This is a genomic window from Microbispora rosea (genome assembly GCF_044460045.1).
GTDB lineage: Bacteria > Actinomycetota > Actinomycetes > Streptosporangiales > Streptosporangiaceae > Microbispora > Microbispora rosea.
On the sequence record NZ_JBITJO010000005.1, the window covers coordinates 176728 to 191589 of the forward strand.

17 protein-coding genes are annotated in these 14862 nt (G+C 72.2%); 10 read left to right on the forward strand and 7 right to left on the reverse strand.

What is annotated here, in order from left to right; all coding sequences use genetic code 11:
- Nucleotides 1–65 precede the first annotated feature (65 nt).
- Both ACIBK1_RS22735 and ACIBK1_RS22740 read left to right on the forward strand, forming a co-directional pair.
- The gene (locus ACIBK1_RS22735; protein WP_030506064.1) at nt 66–437 is read left to right on the forward strand and encodes a YciI family protein; all 372 of its coding nucleotides are present in this window, start codon (nt 66–68) and stop codon (nt 435–437) included.
- Nucleotides 434–1648, forward strand: a complete 1215-nt coding sequence (locus ACIBK1_RS22740; protein ID WP_396737492.1) for an RNA polymerase sigma factor — start codon at nt 434–436, stop codon at nt 1646–1648. Before ACIBK1_RS22735 ends, ACIBK1_RS22740 begins: the two co-directional genes overlap by 4 nt.
- Nucleotides 1649–1682: 34 nt before the next feature.
- Here the strand turns inward: ACIBK1_RS22740 and ACIBK1_RS22745 are convergent, their stop codons facing one another.
- Nucleotides 1683–1865, reverse strand: a complete 183-nt coding sequence (locus tag ACIBK1_RS22745) for a hypothetical protein (protein ID WP_030506059.1) — start codon at nt 1863–1865, stop codon at nt 1683–1685.
- A 286-nt stretch (nt 1866–2151) separates the two neighbouring features.
- Entirely contained in the window at nt 2152–2766 is a 615-nt protein-coding gene (locus ACIBK1_RS22750; protein WP_030506058.1) for a TetR/AcrR family transcriptional regulator, read from the reverse strand.
- A gap of 110 nt (nt 2767–2876) precedes the next feature.
- Here ACIBK1_RS22750 and ACIBK1_RS22755 point away from each other — a divergent pair, with 110 nt between their 5' ends.
- Nucleotides 2877–3668: an SDR family NAD(P)-dependent oxidoreductase gene (locus tag ACIBK1_RS22755; protein ID WP_030506057.1), complete on the forward strand. Its 792-nt coding sequence runs from the start codon at nt 2877–2879 to the stop codon at nt 3666–3668.
- Nucleotides 3669–3687: 19 nt separating this feature from the next.
- On the opposite strand, the gene ACIBK1_RS22760 is transcribed toward ACIBK1_RS22755, so the two are convergent.
- Nucleotides 3688–3888: a hypothetical protein gene (locus ACIBK1_RS22760; RefSeq protein WP_030506056.1), complete on the reverse strand. Its 201-nt coding sequence runs from the start codon at nt 3886–3888 to the stop codon at nt 3688–3690.
- 72 nt (nt 3889–3960) lie between these two features.
- Between ACIBK1_RS22760 and ACIBK1_RS22765 the strand changes: the two genes are divergently transcribed.
- Nucleotides 3961–5193, forward strand: a complete 1233-nt coding sequence (locus tag ACIBK1_RS22765; protein ID WP_396737496.1) for an MFS transporter — start codon at nt 3961–3963, stop codon at nt 5191–5193.
- A gap of 7 nt (nt 5194–5200) precedes the next feature.
- On the opposite strand, the gene ACIBK1_RS22770 is transcribed toward ACIBK1_RS22765, so the two are convergent.
- Nucleotides 5201–5944: a TetR/AcrR family transcriptional regulator gene (locus ACIBK1_RS22770; protein WP_030506054.1), complete on the reverse strand. Its 744-nt coding sequence runs from the start codon at nt 5942–5944 to the stop codon at nt 5201–5203.
- A gap of 198 nt (nt 5945–6142) precedes the next feature.
- Between ACIBK1_RS22770 and ACIBK1_RS22775 the strand changes: the two genes are divergently transcribed.
- Entirely contained in the window at nt 6143–7606 is a 1464-nt protein-coding gene (locus ACIBK1_RS22775; RefSeq protein ID WP_396737500.1) for an MFS transporter, read from the forward strand.
- A gap of 93 nt (nt 7607–7699) precedes the next feature.
- Here the strand turns inward: ACIBK1_RS22775 and cofC are convergent, their stop codons facing one another.
- Complete coding sequence (gene cofC, locus ACIBK1_RS22780; RefSeq protein WP_036405123.1) at nt 7700–8350, reverse strand: 2-phospho-L-lactate guanylyltransferase; 651 nt, start codon at nt 8348–8350, stop codon at nt 7700–7702.
- 77 nt (nt 8351–8427) lie between these two features.
- Here cofC and ACIBK1_RS22785 point away from each other — a divergent pair, with 77 nt between their 5' ends.
- The 3 genes from ACIBK1_RS22785 to ACIBK1_RS22795 all read left to right on the forward strand — a co-directional run bounded on the left by ACIBK1_RS22785 (nt 8428) and on the right by ACIBK1_RS22795 (nt 11489).
- Entirely contained in the window at nt 8428–9225 is a 798-nt protein-coding gene (locus tag ACIBK1_RS22785) for a lysophospholipid acyltransferase family protein (RefSeq protein WP_357318484.1), read from the forward strand.
- Nucleotides 9226–9278: 53 nt separating this feature from the next.
- Entirely contained in the window at nt 9279–10286 is a 1008-nt protein-coding gene (locus ACIBK1_RS22790; protein WP_030506050.1) for an NAD(P)H-dependent glycerol-3-phosphate dehydrogenase, read from the forward strand.
- Nucleotides 10287–10373: 87 nt separating this feature from the next.
- Nucleotides 10374–11489, forward strand: a complete 1116-nt coding sequence (locus ACIBK1_RS22795; protein WP_030506049.1) for a D-alanine--D-alanine ligase family protein — start codon at nt 10374–10376, stop codon at nt 11487–11489.
- Here the strand turns inward: ACIBK1_RS22795 and ACIBK1_RS22800 are convergent, their stop codons facing one another.
- Both ACIBK1_RS22800 and ACIBK1_RS22805 read right to left on the reverse strand, forming a co-directional pair.
- Complete coding sequence (locus tag ACIBK1_RS22800) at nt 11490–11945, reverse strand: DUF3515 domain-containing protein (RefSeq protein WP_030506048.1); 456 nt, start codon at nt 11943–11945, stop codon at nt 11490–11492.
- A 23-nt stretch (nt 11946–11968) separates the two neighbouring features.
- The gene (locus tag ACIBK1_RS22805) at nt 11969–12202 is read right to left on the reverse strand and encodes an Lrp/AsnC family transcriptional regulator (protein WP_030506047.1); all 234 of its coding nucleotides are present in this window, start codon (nt 12200–12202) and stop codon (nt 11969–11971) included.
- 65 nt (nt 12203–12267) lie between these two features.
- Here ACIBK1_RS22805 and ACIBK1_RS22810 point away from each other — a divergent pair, with 65 nt between their 5' ends.
- Together ACIBK1_RS22810 and ACIBK1_RS22815 are read left to right on the forward strand one after the other, a co-directional pair.
- Nucleotides 12268–13218 carry a thiamine-phosphate kinase gene (locus ACIBK1_RS22810; RefSeq protein WP_030506046.1) on the forward strand — a complete coding sequence of 317 codons (951 nt, stop codon included), beginning with the start codon at nt 12268–12270 and terminating at the stop codon, nt 13216–13218.
- Nucleotides 13219–13616: 398 nt separating this feature from the next.
- Nucleotides 13617–14846 carry a hypothetical protein gene (locus tag ACIBK1_RS22815; protein ID WP_396737503.1) on the forward strand — a complete coding sequence of 410 codons (1230 nt, stop codon included), beginning with the start codon at nt 13617–13619 and terminating at the stop codon, nt 14844–14846.
- Nucleotides 14847–14862: the final 16 nt, after the last annotated feature.

Here is a 14862-nt window from a genome sequence, read left to right on the forward strand (position 1 = left end):
GGCGGCGGCTCCGACCAACCGGTGGAAGGGCCCGGAGGGGGCTCGCGAACCACGAGGAGAACGAGATGAAGTTCCTGATCAGCATGCACATCAACCCGGCCGTGCTGGACGCGCTGACCGACCAGGAGAAGGCGGCGATCGGCGATGGCCACGGCAGGTTCATCGAGGCGCTGAAGCAGTCCGGAGAGATGATCACCACGCTGGCGCTGGTCGACCCGTCGCAGGCCGCGGTGGTGTCCGTGCGCAACGGCCAGCCGGTGGTCACCGACGGCCCCTTCCTGGAGGCCAAGGAGTATCTGGGCGGCTTCTACCTGATCGACTGCGAGAGCAAGGAGCGGGCGATCGAGCTGGCGGCGCAGATCCCGGACACCGCGATCGAGGGTCTCGGCGTCGAGGTGCGGCAGGTCATGTTCGCTGACGGACAATTGGAGGCATGACAGCACCGGTCATCGAGGGCCTGCTGCGTGAGCTCACGCCGCAGGTCCTCGGCGCGCTGGTACGCCGGCACGGTCAGTTCGAGGGGTGTGAGGACGCCGTGCAGGAGGCCGTCCTCGCCGCCGCCGTGCAGTGGCCGGCCGAGGGAGTGCCGGACAACCCGCGCGGCTGGCTGTCGACCGTGGCGTCCCGGCGGCTCATCGACCAGATGCGCAGCGACCACGCGCGCCGTGAGCGGGAGTCGGTGACGGCCGCCGTCGAGGTGCTGCCGCAGGACGTGCCGGACACCGACGACACGCTCGTCCTGCTTTTCCTGTGCTGCCATCCCACGCTGACCGCGGCCTCCCAGGTCGCCCTGACGCTGCGGGCGGTGGGCGGCCTGACCACCGCCGAGATCGCCCGCGCGTTCCTGGTGCCGGAGGCCACGATGGCGGCCAGGATCAGCCGGGCCAAGCAGCGCATCAAAGCCGCCGGCAGCTCGTTCGGCCTGCCGGACGGCGCGGAGCTCCAGGAGCGGCTCCTGGTCGTCCTGCACGTGCTCTACCTGATCTTCAACGAGGGCTACATCGCCTCCTCGGGCAGCGAGCTGCACCGCGCCGACCTCGCGAAGGAGGCGATCCGGCTGACCCGGATGGTGCACGCCCAGCTGCCCGGCGACGGCGAGGTCACCGGGCTGCTCGCGCTGATGCTGCTGACCCACGCCCGCAGGGAGGCGCGTACGACCCCGGCCGGCGATCTGGTGCCGCTGGACGAGCAGGACCGCACGAAGTGGGACCGCGGGCTGGTCGACGAGGGCGTCGAGCTGATCAAGGCGGCGCTGGCCGGCCCGGCGCTGGGGCCCTACCAGCTGCAGGCCGCCATCGCCGCCACGCACGCCGATGCGGCCACCGCCGAGGAGACCGACTGGCCGCAGGTGCACGCCCTTTACCTGATCCTGGAGCGGATCGCGCCCAACCCGATGGTCACCCTCAACCGGGCGATCGCGCTCGCCGAGATCGAGGGCCCGGAGGCCGGGCTGGCCCTGCTGTCCACGCTGGACGGTGACGAGCGGTTGGCCGGGCATCACCGGTTGCTGTCCGTGCGCGCGCATCTGCTGGAGAAGACCGGCGACAGGGCCGGAGCGTACGAGCACTACCGGCGGGCCGCGAAGGCCACCGCCAGCATGGCCGAGCAGCGCTACCTGGAGTCCCAGGCCGGCCGGGTGAGGGCGTAGCCGCCGTCTCGGCCCCTCAGGCCGCCTCGACCCCTCAGGCCCGCAGCAGGTGCCGGAGGACCAGCAGCACGATTTCCAGCGCCACCTGCAGGCCGATACCGGCGTCGGCGGAACCCACCAGTGCGAGGGCGAGAGGCATCAGGACGGGGAACAGGACACGGGCCGTCCGGCGCAGGACCTGCGGCAGCGTGAACGGAACGGAAATCGTGATCGTCATGACGGACCTCCTGTCTCGTGCCGGGCATCCGGCACGGATCAGAACCCGTCACCTGGCGTGACAGCGGGCGGCGACCGCCTCGACGACGCCGGAGCTTCGCGTCGCGCCGGGGAAGGCGACGGGATGGGATGGTTGCGGACTACTGCCGGAAGTCATCCCGACCACCTCCTCGTAGTCGTGCGGCGACGCGTCAGAGCCTCTCCAGTAGAACCCCGGCGGCGTGATCGGGTCAAACCCCGCCCAGGTCAGGAGGACGGAAACGGGAGAGCGGCCTGCGGGCGGCCGGTCAGGCGATGACCGGCGCCGTGGGGGAGCCGAAACCGCGCAGCAGGGCGTCCACGACCCGGGTCGCGAGGGCCTCGGCTTCCCCGCCCTCGGCCACGCCCTCAGCGGCGGCCTCGTGGATGAGGGCGTAGTAGACGCGGCGGGTCCAGCCGAGATCGGCGTCGGGACGCAGCACGCCCGCCTCGCGGGCCCGGCGGAGCAGCCGCTCGCAGTCGTCGCGGACCTCCTCGTGCACGCGGGCGGCCTCGGGGTGGGCGCGGTCGCCCGTACGGCTCATGGCGAACCACCAGTTCGTCTTCACCCGCAGGACGTTGGCGGTGACCTGGTAGAGCGCGACGAGGGGCGGGGTGCTGTCCACGTGTGCCGACGCGACGGCCTCGGCGAACTGGCGGGCGGCCCAGCCGGTGAGCTCCTCCACCAGGGCCTCGCGGGTGGCGAAACGGCGGTGGACGGTCGTGCGGGCGACTCCGGCCGCCTGGGCGACCTGTTCCATGGTCGCCGCCGGATTGGCGGCGAACACGCGCTCGGCCGCCTCGAGGATCGTCCGCACGGTCCGCTCGGAGTCGGCCCGGAGCGGACGCTTCCCGAGCTGCGGGGACTGCTGGGCTGCTGGCACCCCTACATGCTACCGGGGGGATTCCGTTGGCTCACTACTTGCAACATCTATGTAGCGAGTAATAGGTTCTTCGCATCATCGAAGTCGCGAATAGTGCGGAGGGAACCGGTATGGACATGGGACTCACGGGACGTACGGCGCTGGTCACGGGCGCCAGCCGTGGCATCGGGCTGGCGATCGTCGCCGCGCTCGCCGCGGAGGGCGTCCGCGTGGTGGCGGCCGCGCGGAACGTCACCGCGGAGCTGAAGGAGACCGGCGCGATCGCCGTGCCGGTGGACCTCTCGACGCCCGAGGCCCCGGCGCACCTGGTCGAGCGCGCGGTCGCCGAGCTGGGGGAGGACCTCGACCTGCTGGTCAACAACGTGGGGGGCGGGGACCCCGGTGCGAACGGCGTCCGGGGATTCCTCGGCTTCGCGGACGACGAGTGGCTCTCGTGGTTCGGGCTCAACTTCTTCGCCGCCGTCCGCACGACCCGCGCCGCGCTGCCCGGCATCCTGCGCCGCCGCGGCGTGATCGTGAACATCTCCTCGAACGGCGCCCGGACGCCGCACGTGGGTCCGATGCCGTACACCACGGCGAAGGCGGCGCTCAACGCGTTCGGCAAGGCCCTGGCGGAGGAGTTCGGACCACAGGGGGTGCGGGTGAACACGGTCTCACCCGGCGTGGTCCGCACCGCGATGTGGGAGGCGCCCGACGGCTACGGCGCCGAGCTGGCGGCGGCGCTGGGAGTGCCGCTCGACCAGCTGCTGGCCGGGCTGCCGGCCAGAGCGGGCATGACCACGGGACGGCTGATCGAACCGGCCGAGGTGGCGGCCCTCGTGACCTACCTCGCCTCACCGCACGCGGCGAGCGTCAACGGCGCGAACCTGATGATCGACGGAGGAGCGAACAAAGCGGCCTGACGTCGAGGAGGCCGGAAACTCAGGGCGTCGGAAACGTGGAGAGCGTCACGTAGGTGACGCGGCCGTCCGCCATGACGAGGGCGACCCGCTGGCCGGGGCGCAGGTGCCGCAGCGGCCCGGCGCCGAACGCCTCGCCGTCGAACGGGATCCGGGTGCCGTCGTCGAGGAAGACCCAGCCCGAGCGGGTCGTGGGGTCGAAGCTCTGCACGGTCGCCTGCACGCCGCCAGCCTACCGCCGCGGGCGAAATAATCCTTTGACCAGTGGATCTTCCGGCTGCCAGCATGTCCCGCCATGACCGAGGCGGCACCGAGAAGCCTGTGGCGCGTGCGTCACTTCCGGCGATACGCCGGTGCGGACGCGATCAGCAAGCTCGGCAGCGAGGTCTCCCTGGTCGCCCTGCCGCTCACGGCGGCGCTCACCCTCCACGCGAGCCCGTTCGAGGTGGGGCTGCTCACCGCCGCGGAGATGGTGGCGTTCCTGCTGGTCGGCCTGCCAGCCGGAGCCTGGGTGGACCGCATGCGGCGCCGTCCGGTGCTGGTCGCCGCCGACGCGGTCCGCGCGCTGGCGCTGCTGTCGGTCCCTGGCGCGGCCGTGCTCGGCATGCTCGGCCTGCCCCAGATGTACGCCGTGGCCCTGGTGAACGGGCTGTGCACGGTCTTCTTCGACGTCGCCCACCAGAGCTACCTCCCGTCCATCGTCGGCAGGGAGGAGCTCGCCCGCGGGCACGGCACGCTCGCCGCGAACCAGTCGCTCGCGCAGCTCGCGGGCCCGGGGATCGGCGGCTGGCTGGTGCAGGCGCTCACCGCCCCGATCGCCGTGGTCGCCGACGCCCTCAGCTACGCGGGGTCCGCGCTGCTGCTCCTCGGCGTACGTGCGGACGAGAGACCCGGGGGAAGGGCCGTCAGGGGCGGGGGCCGGTTGTGGCCGGAGATCGCCGAGGGGCTTCTGTTCGTCGCCGGGCAGCCCGTCCTGCGCCGGGTCGCCGCGGTCGGGGCGCTGATGATGCTGTCGTTCGGCCTGTGGTCGGCGACAGTGCCGCTCTACCTGGTCCGCGAGGTCGGCGCCAGCCCCGGCACGTACGGCATGCTGCTGTCGGCCGGCGCGGTGGGCGGGGTGGCGGGCGCCTGGCTGGCCCCGCGGGTCGCGGCCAGCCTGGGCACGGGCCGGGCCATGTACGCCGCGGCGTGGGCGGCCACCGTCTGCACCGCCCCGCTGGCGCTGACGGCGGCGGGGCCCCGCCTGCTGATCCTGCCGGTGGCCCTGGCGGCCAGTGGGGTGGCGACCACCGTGTTCAGCGTGGCGCAGGGGGCCTACCGCCAGTCGATCTGCCCGCCGCACCTGCTCGGCCGGCTGAGCGCCACCATGCGGTTCCTGATGTGGGGCCCGATGCCGCTCGGCGGCCTGCTGGCGGGCACGCTGGGTCAGCTCGCCGGGGTGCGCGTCGCGTTCTGGGCCGCCTGCGGGGTCTACACGCTCGCCCACCTGCCGGTCCTGCTCGCGCCGCGGATCCGCGAGGTCGCCTAGCTCTCCTTCAGCTCGCCTCGTGCTCCTCGTCGGGGTCCGGCTCGCCGACGTAGGAGGCGAGACCGCGCAGGATGATCTCCACGCCGAGCTCGAACCGGTAGTCGTTCGACTCGTCCATCATGATGTCGGCGAGCCGCACCAGGTTCGGGAACCGGTCGGGCGGCAGCGAGGCGAAGTAGGCGTTGACCTCGTCGCGCAGCTTGTGCCACGAGTCGTGGGTCTCGCGGTAGCGCTCCTGCCAGAGGCTCTCCTCCAGCGCGAACCCGTTGATGTACGTGGACAGCAGGTCGCCGGAGATGGCCAGGACCGGCCGCGGCAGCCCGGCGGCGCCGAGGACGGCCAGCAGCCGCTCGACGTAGGGGAGCAGCTCGGGTGTGAACGGAACGTGAGCCATCGTGATCTTCGCCAGGTCGCGATGGCTCAGCAGCCGCTCCCGCGCCTGACGGGCGAAGTCCATGACCTGCTCCCGCCAGCGCTCGGGGTCGGGCTCCGGAATCTCGTAGCCCTCGAACGTGCGGTTGTACATGAGCTGCAGCAGCTCGTCCTTGTCACGTACGTGCACGTACAGCGCCGAGACGGCGACGCCGAGTTCGGCGGCCACCTGGCGCATGCTCAGCCCGTCGTAGCCCTCACGGTCGAGGATCGTGTAGGCGGCGTCGACGATCCGCTCGCGAGTGAGGGGCACCCTGGCCGGCGTACGTCGCCTGGGCGGACGCTCCCACGGCGGTGTGGGCATGTCCGGCTGCGTCATGAAGGACCTCCCGCTGTTCCGCCCATGCTAGTGAACACCGCTCCGCGTCCACGAACACCGCTCTCGTAACGAGATATATCTTGTGTCTCGCGTAAACGAGATATATCGTGGCGAACATCGAACTTGGCGCTGAACACTGATCGGTAGTAGAACAGCGCTCACCATACTATGAACACCGTTCATTCTCTGGGAGGGATGATGTCGGAACCCATTACGGCGACCGCGCCGGCGTCGCCGGCGACGCCGGCGCCGTACCGCTGGCGCTGGGCGGCGCTCTTCGTGATCCTGGCCGGTGAGGTCATGGACATGCTCGACGCGATGGTCACCAACATCGCGGCGCCCGACATGCGCGCCGACCTCGGCGGCTCCGAGGCCGTCATCCAATGGCTGGGCGCCGCCTACACGCTCTCGATGGCCGTGGGGCTGATCACCGGCGGGCGGCTCGGGGACATCTTCGGCCGCAGGCGCATGTTCCTGATCGGCGCCGCCGGGTTCACCGTGGGTTCCCTGCTGTGCGCCGTGGCCGCGTCGCCCGAGATGCTGGTCGGCGCCCGGGTGATCCAGGGCCTGTTCGGCTCGGTCATGCTGCCCCAGGGCCTCGGCATGATCAAGGAGATGTTCCCGCCCAAGGACGTGGCCAAGGCGTTCGGCATGTTCGGGCCGGTCATGGGCCTGTCGGCCGTCGGCGGCCCGATCCTCGCCGGCTGGCTCGTGACGGCCGACTTCTGGGGCACCGGCTGGAGGATGATCTTCTTCATCAACCTGCCGCTCGGCCTGGCCGCGCTCCTCGCCGGGCTGCGCTTCCTGCCCGAGTCGAGGTCGCCGCGGCCGCCGCGGCTCGACCTGGCCGGGGTCGCGCTCGCGTCCGTGGGCGGCTTCCTGGTGATCTACCCGCTGGTGCAGGGCCGCGAGCACGACTGGCCCGTGTGGGCGTTCGTGATGCTCGCCGCCTCGGTGCTCGTGTTCGCCGTCTTCGGCTGGTTCCAGTCCCGCCGCAGCCGCTCGGGCGGCGACCCGCTGATCGTGCCGAGCCTGTTCCGCAAGCGCGCGTTCACCGGCGGCCTGTTCACCGGCATGGTGTTCTTCTCCGGCATGGCCGGGTTCATGCTGGCCTTCAACCTCTACTGTCAGCTGGGACTCGGCTACTCGCCGCTCAAGGCGGGGCTCGCGACGGCTCCCTCGTCGGTCGGCACGCTTCTCGGATTCGGCGTCGCGATGGGGCTGCAGAAGTTCGGGCGCAAGCTGCTCCAGGGCGGCACCCTGATCATGACGCTGGGCGTGCTCGGCGTCGTGCTCACGCTGAACATCGCGGGCATGCACGTCAGCCCGTGGCAGCTCGCCCCCGCCCTGGCCGTCACCGGTATCGGCATGGGCATGTTGATGGCGCCGTTCTTCGACATCGTGCTCGCCGGCGTGGAGGAGCACGAGACGGGCTCGGCGTCCGGCACGCTGACGGCGGTGCAGCAGCTGGGCAACGCGTTCGGCGTGGCCCTGCTCGGCACGGTCTTCTTCGACCTGCTCGGCGACGTGCCCACCGCCGGGAGCTTCGACCAGGCCATGAAGACCACCCTGTGGGTGGTCGCCGGAATGCTCCTGCTCACCTTCGCCGTGGCCTTCCTCCTGCCGAAGCAGGCCCGCGAGAACGCGGAGGCGGCCCACTGACGCGACGTGACGGGTGGCCACGCCGGAGCGGGGGCTCGGCGTGGCCGCCCGGCGTGAGCCGTCAGGGTCGCGGTGTCTCAGGGGCCCGGTGTCTCAGGGGCGCGGCGCCGCGCCGCCGAGGATCAGGGCCGCGACCTCGGCGGTCGCGGGGCCGACGCCCAGGGCGAGCGCGTCGCGCAGGTCCTCCACGGTGTCCACGTCCGTGCGTACGGACGCGATCCCCGGCGGGGTCAGTTCCTTGGCCCCCCGGGACAGGTGCCTGACCCGGGACTCGCCACCGAACCCCGGCCGGAAGGACACGCCCGGCCGCACACCGTAGAAGGTCGTCCCCACCTCGGCGGCGTCGGGGACGAACGCCTGGTCGAACTCCAGCGCCGCCGCGAGCACCGTCTCCAGCTCCGCGGGCCGCAGGGCGGGCAGGTCGGCCTGCAGGGCGCCGACGGCGTCGCCGGGCGCGAGCCGTACGGCCTCCTCCGCCCCGGTCCGCAGGGCGGTGTTGAGCCCCCGGTCGGGATCGGCCACCACGTGGGCCCCGAGCGCGGCCAGCCGCCGGGCGGGCAGCGGGTCGGCCGTCACGACCACCACGCGCGCGACCAGCGGGCACCGCAGCGCCGCCGCCACGGTGTCGGCGGCCACCGCGACCGCCAGATCGGCCCGGTGCTGCCCCGCCGCCGCCGCGAGCCGCGTCTTGGCCCGGATCAGGGTCTTCACCGGGACCACTATTGACCATCGCGCGAGGTGCATGCCTGTAGCATCCCGCCTCGACATCGCCCATGGCCAACCGGGAGACTTGTCCCGGATCCCGGTGATTTGGAGACCCTGTGAGCCACCCCAGCGAGCCCTCGTCCGACCCGACCACCCCCGCGTCCGCCCCTGCGGCGCCCGCGCCCGCCACGGTGAGCCGTCGCGCGGGCCGTCCGCCGCGCTTCTGGGAGACGCTCGCGGTCGTCGTCGTCAAGCCGATCTCACGGCTGTTCGTGAAGCGGAGGTGGCGGGGCGGGGAGCACATCCCCCGCACCGGCGGGCTGATCATCGCGGCCAACCACCTGTCGTGGTCCGATCCCGTGCTGCTCTCGCACTACCTGTACAACAACGGGCGGTGGCCGACGATCCTGGCCAAGGCGGGTCTGTTCCGGATCCGCGGGCTCGGTCACGCCATCGCCCAGCTTCAGGCCATCCCGGTCGAACGGAACAGCACCGAGGCCACCAAGTCGCTCAAGATCGCCGAGGAACGGCTGCGGAACGGCGCCTGCATCCTGTTCTATCCCGAGGGCACGATCACCCGCGATCCCGAGTTGTGGCCCATGGCCGGCAAGACCGGCGTCGCCCGGCTGGCCCTCGTGACCGGCGTGCCGGTCATCCCGATCGCCCACTGGGGCGCCCAGGAGCTGCTGCCGTACGGGGCGTCGAAGCCGCGCCTGCTGCCGCGCAAGTCCTTCCACGTGCTCGCCGGGCCGCCGGTCGACCTGTCCAAGTACGCCGGTCAGCCCATGCGCGGCTCGGTTCTGCGCGACGCGACCGCCGACATCACGGCCGCCATCACCGGACTGCTGGCCGAGATCCGGGACGAGAAGGCGCCAGAGATCCCCTTTGACCCCAAGAACGCGGCTAACGGCTGAGCGGAGCGTACGGTGAGGGGGGAGCGCGCGGAGCAAGAGGAGTGGTGCGGCCAGTGAGCAGGGCGGCTGTTTTCGGAACGGGCTCGTGGGGCACCACGTTCGCGATGATCCTCGCCGAGGCCGGCACCTCCACGACCCTGTGGGGCAGGCGGGCGGAGATCGTCGACGCGATCAACGAGACCCGGGAGAACCCCGAGTATCTGCCGGGGACGCGGCTGCCCGACACGATCCACGCCACGACGGACCCCGCCGAGGCCATGGAGGGCGCCGATTTCGTGGTCCTCGCGGTGCCGTCCCAGACGCTGCGCGCCAACCTCCAGGTGTGGAAGCCGCACATCCCGCCGGAGGCCGTGCTGGTCAGCCTGATGAAGGGCGTCGAGCTCGGCACCTGCAAGCGGATGAGCGAGGTCGTCTGCGAGGTGGCCGAGGTGCCGGAGCGCCGGGTGGCCGTGGTCTCCGGGCCCAACCTGGTCCCCGAACTGGCCCAGCGGCAGCCCGCCGCGGCCGTCGTCGCCTGCTCCGACGAGGAGGTGGCCGCCCGGCTGCAGGAGGCGTGCCACCTGCCGTGGTTCCGGACCTACACGAATCCGGACGTGGTGGGCGTCGAACTCGGCGGCGCGGTCAAGAACGTCATCGCACTGGCCGTCGGCGTCGCGGCCGGCATGGGCCTGGGCGACAACGTGCGGGCGACGCTCATGACGCGGGGCCTGGCCGAGATCGCCCGCTTGGGCGCGGTGCTCGGGGCGGACCAGCACACCTTCGCCGGCCTCGCCGGGATGGGCGACCTCGTCGCCACCTGCACCTCGCCGCTGTCGCGCAACCGCACCTTCGGGGAGAACCTGGGCCGCGGCATGACGATGGCCGAGGTCGTCGCCGCCACGAAGCAGACGGCCGAGGGGGTCAAGTCGTGCGAGTCGGTGCTCGAACTGGCCAGGAAGCACGACGTGGAGATGCCCATCACCGAGGTGGTCGTCGGCGTCGTCCACGACGGCATGACCCCCGGTGAGGCCGCCGTGCTGCTGATGTCACGCACGCCCAAGCCGGAGCGCTACGGCGTCTGATCGGGGTCTGATCGGGGATAACGGACTCCCATGACGCGCGTGGCTGACAAGCCGTTTTGCATCTCGAACACGGTAGATTCGGGCATCATGAATGAGGATCGCGAGTCCCCGTCGCGCGTGCGCGTGGCAGTCGTCTTCGGCGGCCGCAACTCCGAGCACGCCGTCTCCCTGATGGGCGCGGGCAGTGTGCTGGAGGCCATCGACCGGACGAAGTACGAGGTCATCCCCATCGGCATCGCCCAGGACGGCCGCTGGGTGCTGGCGTCGGGCAGCCAGTCCTATGCGATCGAGTCCGGCCGCCTGCCCGTGGTGGACGACTCCGGCACGGCGCTCGCGCTCCCCGGGGACTCCGGCGCCCTCGTGGCCCTCGAATCGGGTGAGATCCCGCGTGCGCTCGGCCGCGTGGACGTCGTGTTCCCCATGCTGCACGGGCCGTTCGGCGAGGACGGGACGATCCAGGGCCTGCTGGAGATGGCCGGGGTCCGCTACGTGGGCTCGGGCGTGCTGGCCAGCGCGGTCGGCATGGACAAGGCGTACATGAAGCTCGTGCTGCGCGCCGCCGGGCTGCCGGTCGGCCCGTTCGTGGTCGTACGCGACCGCGACTGGCGGCTCGACCGCGGCCGGGTGCTCAAGGAGATCGAGGAACTGGGCTGGCCGGTGTTCGTGAAGCCGTCCAGGGCCGGGTCGTCGCAGGGCATCACCAAGGCGCACGACCCCGAGTCGCTGGAAGAGGCGATCGAACTCGCCCGCGAGCACGACCCGAAGGTGCTGGTCGAGGCCGCCATCGCCGGCCGGGAGGTCGAGTGCGCGGTGCTGGAGTCGCTCGGCGACGCCGCCCCCGAGGCGAGCGTCCCCGGCGAGGTGCTCGTTCGGGGCGAGCGTGAGTTCTTCGACTTCGAGGCCAAGTACTACCCCGACCAGATGGAGCTCCACGCGCCGGCCGACATCCCCGCCGAGGTGGCGGAGACGCTGCGGTCCATGGCCGTGCGCGCGTTCGAGGCGCTCGGCTGCGAGGGCCTGTCGCGGGTCGACTTCTTCTACACGCCGTCGGGCGAGCTGATCGTCAACGAGATCAACACGATGCCGGGCTTCACGTCGCTGTCGGTCGCGCCGCAGCTGTGGGCCGCCACCGGCCTGCCGTACGCCGACCTGGTCGAGCGGCTGATCCAGCTCGCGCTGCGCCGGCCGGCGGGCCTGCGGTAGTCACTCCGGGATGCTCGCCTTGATCGGCTCGGCCAGGTCGACCAGCACGGCCCCGGCCTGGTGCTCCTGCCCGATCGTCACCTCGACGTACGCCACCCGGTTGGTGCACGTGAACAGCGTCGGGCGGCGCGGGTCCTGGAACCAGCCGACGCCGTTGATGTCGGCGACCTCGGCCGTCGGCTCCATCGCGGCCGGCCGGGGCACGCCGCAGCGCAGCGCGATCTGGCCGTCGCCCCAGACGGCGACGTACGGCGAGGGAGGCTCGGAGGCGGCCCGGTCGAGCCCGTCGAGCGTCTTCGGCAGCGCGGCGTCGAGTGCGCGGCAGGCCGCCGCCGCCTCGCCGGTCGGCGTGGGCGGCTCCACGTGGACGGTGGACGAGCAGCCGGCGAGTAGGGCGAGCGCCACCAGGACCGCGCCTGCCGACGCGGCGCGTGCGGGCCCCCTCGCCTGTCGCATCGTCTCCCCGGCTCGTGTTCCGCTCAGATGTGGACGATCGGACACGTCAGTGTACGGGTGATGCCGTGCACGGCCTGGATCTGGGCCACCACGAGCTTGCCGAGCTCGTCCACGTTGTTGGCCTGGGCGCGGACGATCACGTCGTAGGGCCCGGTGACATCCTCGGCCTGTGTCACCCCGGGAATGGAGGAGATCTCCTCCGCCACGTTGGCGGCCCTGCCGACCTCGGTCTGGATAAGGATGTAGGCCTGCACCATGACGCCCTCCGGGTAGAGATCAGTGCCGGAGCGTAACCGTACCTCGAATGCACTAGGGGTGTGCTATCACAGTCGGAGATCTCGGCGAATTCGGAGTAATCCAGCGGATATCGGGACGACTTCCGCGGACTGCGGCCGTGCTGCTGGGCCCCGGCGACGACGCCGCGGTCCTGAAGGCCCCCGACGGGCGGGTCGTCGTGAGCACGGACCTTCTGATCGAGGGTAGGCACTTCCGTCGCGACTGGTCGAGCGGCTACGACATCGGCCGTAAGGCGGCGGCACAGAACCTTTCCGACATCGTTGCCATGGGGGCCGATCCCACCGCCCTCGTGGTCGGCCTGGGGCTGCCCGCGGACACGGGCGCCGACTGGGTGGACGCCCTGACCGACGGCTTCCGCGACGAGTGCGACCTGGTGGGGGCGACCGTGGCGGGGGGCGACATCGCCCGCTCGGAGACCGTCGTGCTCGGCGTGACCGCGCTGGGCGACCTCGGCGGCAGGACCCCGGTGACCCGGTCGGGCGCGCGTCCGGGCGACGTGGTCGCGGTGGCGGGCCGCCTGGGTCACGCCGCCGCCGGCCTGGCCCTGTTCGGGGCGGGGGTGACCGGCGGTTCCCCGGATCTCGTGACCCTGCTGGAGGCGCACCGCCGTCCCCGGCCGCCGTACCCCTGCGGACCGGGGGCCGCGCTGCTCGGCGCGACGGCGATGCTCGACGTCAGCGACGGCCTGCTGCAGGACCTCGGTCATGTCGCCGACGCGAGTGGCGTGGCCGTCGAGCTGGACGCCGCCGCCCTGCCCGTGCCGGAGGCGCTGTCCGCGGCGGCGCGCGAGCTCGGTGCGGACCCCCTGGAGTGGGTGCTCACCGGCGGTGACGACCACGCTCTGGCCGCGACGTTCCCTCCCGAGGTGCGGCTGCCGGCCGAATGGACGCGTGTGGGAGCGGTCACGCGGGGGCGCGGAGTGCGGGTGGACGGGCAGACCTGGACCACAGGGGGATGGGATCACTTCCGCGCATGATGTGAAATTTGTGACATAGGCGTATTAGATCTGTTATTAAGTATGGCGGTCAGGCAACAGGAAGGACCGTCATGGGCCGCCACACGGCAGGACGCAAGGCACGAGAGGGTCAGCCCTCCCCGGCTGAGGCCGATCCCCCGGAGAGGGGTGCCGGCCCGGACCACCTGGCCTTCCGCCGTCCGGCGACGCCGGATGGCGCCTCGCAGACCCTTTCCGAGCCCGGCCACCCCGGGCCCGGCTATCCCGGGACGAGGCCGGGCGGAGGGGCAGTGCCCTGGCCGGTGCCGCCCTCGGAGGCCGCCGGTGGCGGCGCGACCAGCGGCGCTGTGACGAGCGGGGACTCTCAGCTGAATGGTGGCCCTCAGCCGGGTGGTGGCCCTCAGCCGGGTGGTGGCGCTGTGCCGTGGCCCGTGCCGCCCTCGGAGGCGACGACCCGGCTGTTCGCCGCACTGTCGCCCGAGAGGCTGGAATCCGAGAGGCTGGAGTCCGAGAGCCCGGCATCGCCGGAGCGGCCGCGTTCGCCCGAGCTTCTGACGGCCTCCCGGGGCGCCGGGGAGCGCGGCCTGCCCGGGCAGGACGGGGACGACCGTGCGAAGCAGCCGAGACGCATGCGGCGACTGGCGCTCGTGTCGGGGCTGTCGGTGCTGCTGGCCGTGGGCGTCACGACCGGCGGCGCACGGCTGATCGCCGGGCGGACCTCCCTGACCATGGAGCAGCCGACGACGGCCTGCCCGATCTCGGAGAACTGCGCCGCCGCGGGCGGGCCGTACGGAGCGTCCGGGTCCGGCCAGGCACTCGGCGAGACGCCCGCACAGGGCGATCCGACCGGCGCTCCGACCGGCGACCCGGTCGTGAACGACCAGGACCAGCCGAGCCGGGAGGACTCCGGCACGTCCGGTTCGGAGGCCGAAGACACCGGGAGAGATGGGTCGGCGGCTCCTCGGGCCACACCGGCTTCGACGGCGGACTCGAAGGGCCGGGATCGCGACCACACGTCCGCCCGTACGCGCACCCCGTCCACCGCCGCCCCGCGTGCCTCGGCCCACGGTTCTCCACAGGTGGACGACGCTCCCGCCGCCGTCACGGCCGCCCCGGACGACACGACGGGCACCGCGTCCGATGAAGGCGCGACGCCCGGCGAGACCCCGCTGGACGACCCCCGGAACAATGAGCAAGCAGGGAACAACGAGAACGCAGGGAACAGCGAGAACGCCGGGAACGCGGAGGATGCCGCGGACGAGGCCGACGCCGGCGCGAACCGCACGACCGGCGGACGTACGGCGCGGACGAGGTCCGCTCTCGCCGCGGGCGGCCCGGCGGTGGGGGTGCGGTTCACGGTGACAGACCGTGACGAGGGCGGATACACGGCCAGGATCGCCGTACGCAACGAGGGACCGGCCCTGTCCGCGTGGACCGTCCGGCTGGCCGTCGGCGGGCAGGTGACCGCGGTCGAGGGGGCCGGCTGGCGGCAGCAGGGGGACACCCTGACCCTGACCTCGCAGACCGCGCTGGACGAGGACGGCACGCTGACGCTGACCGTCCACGCCGAGGGCGCGTCGGCCGCACCCGCCGACTGCGTGCTCTCCGAGGGACGATGCGAGGTCACGGGCCCCTCCCGGCGCGACTGACCCGCTGCCGTCCGGC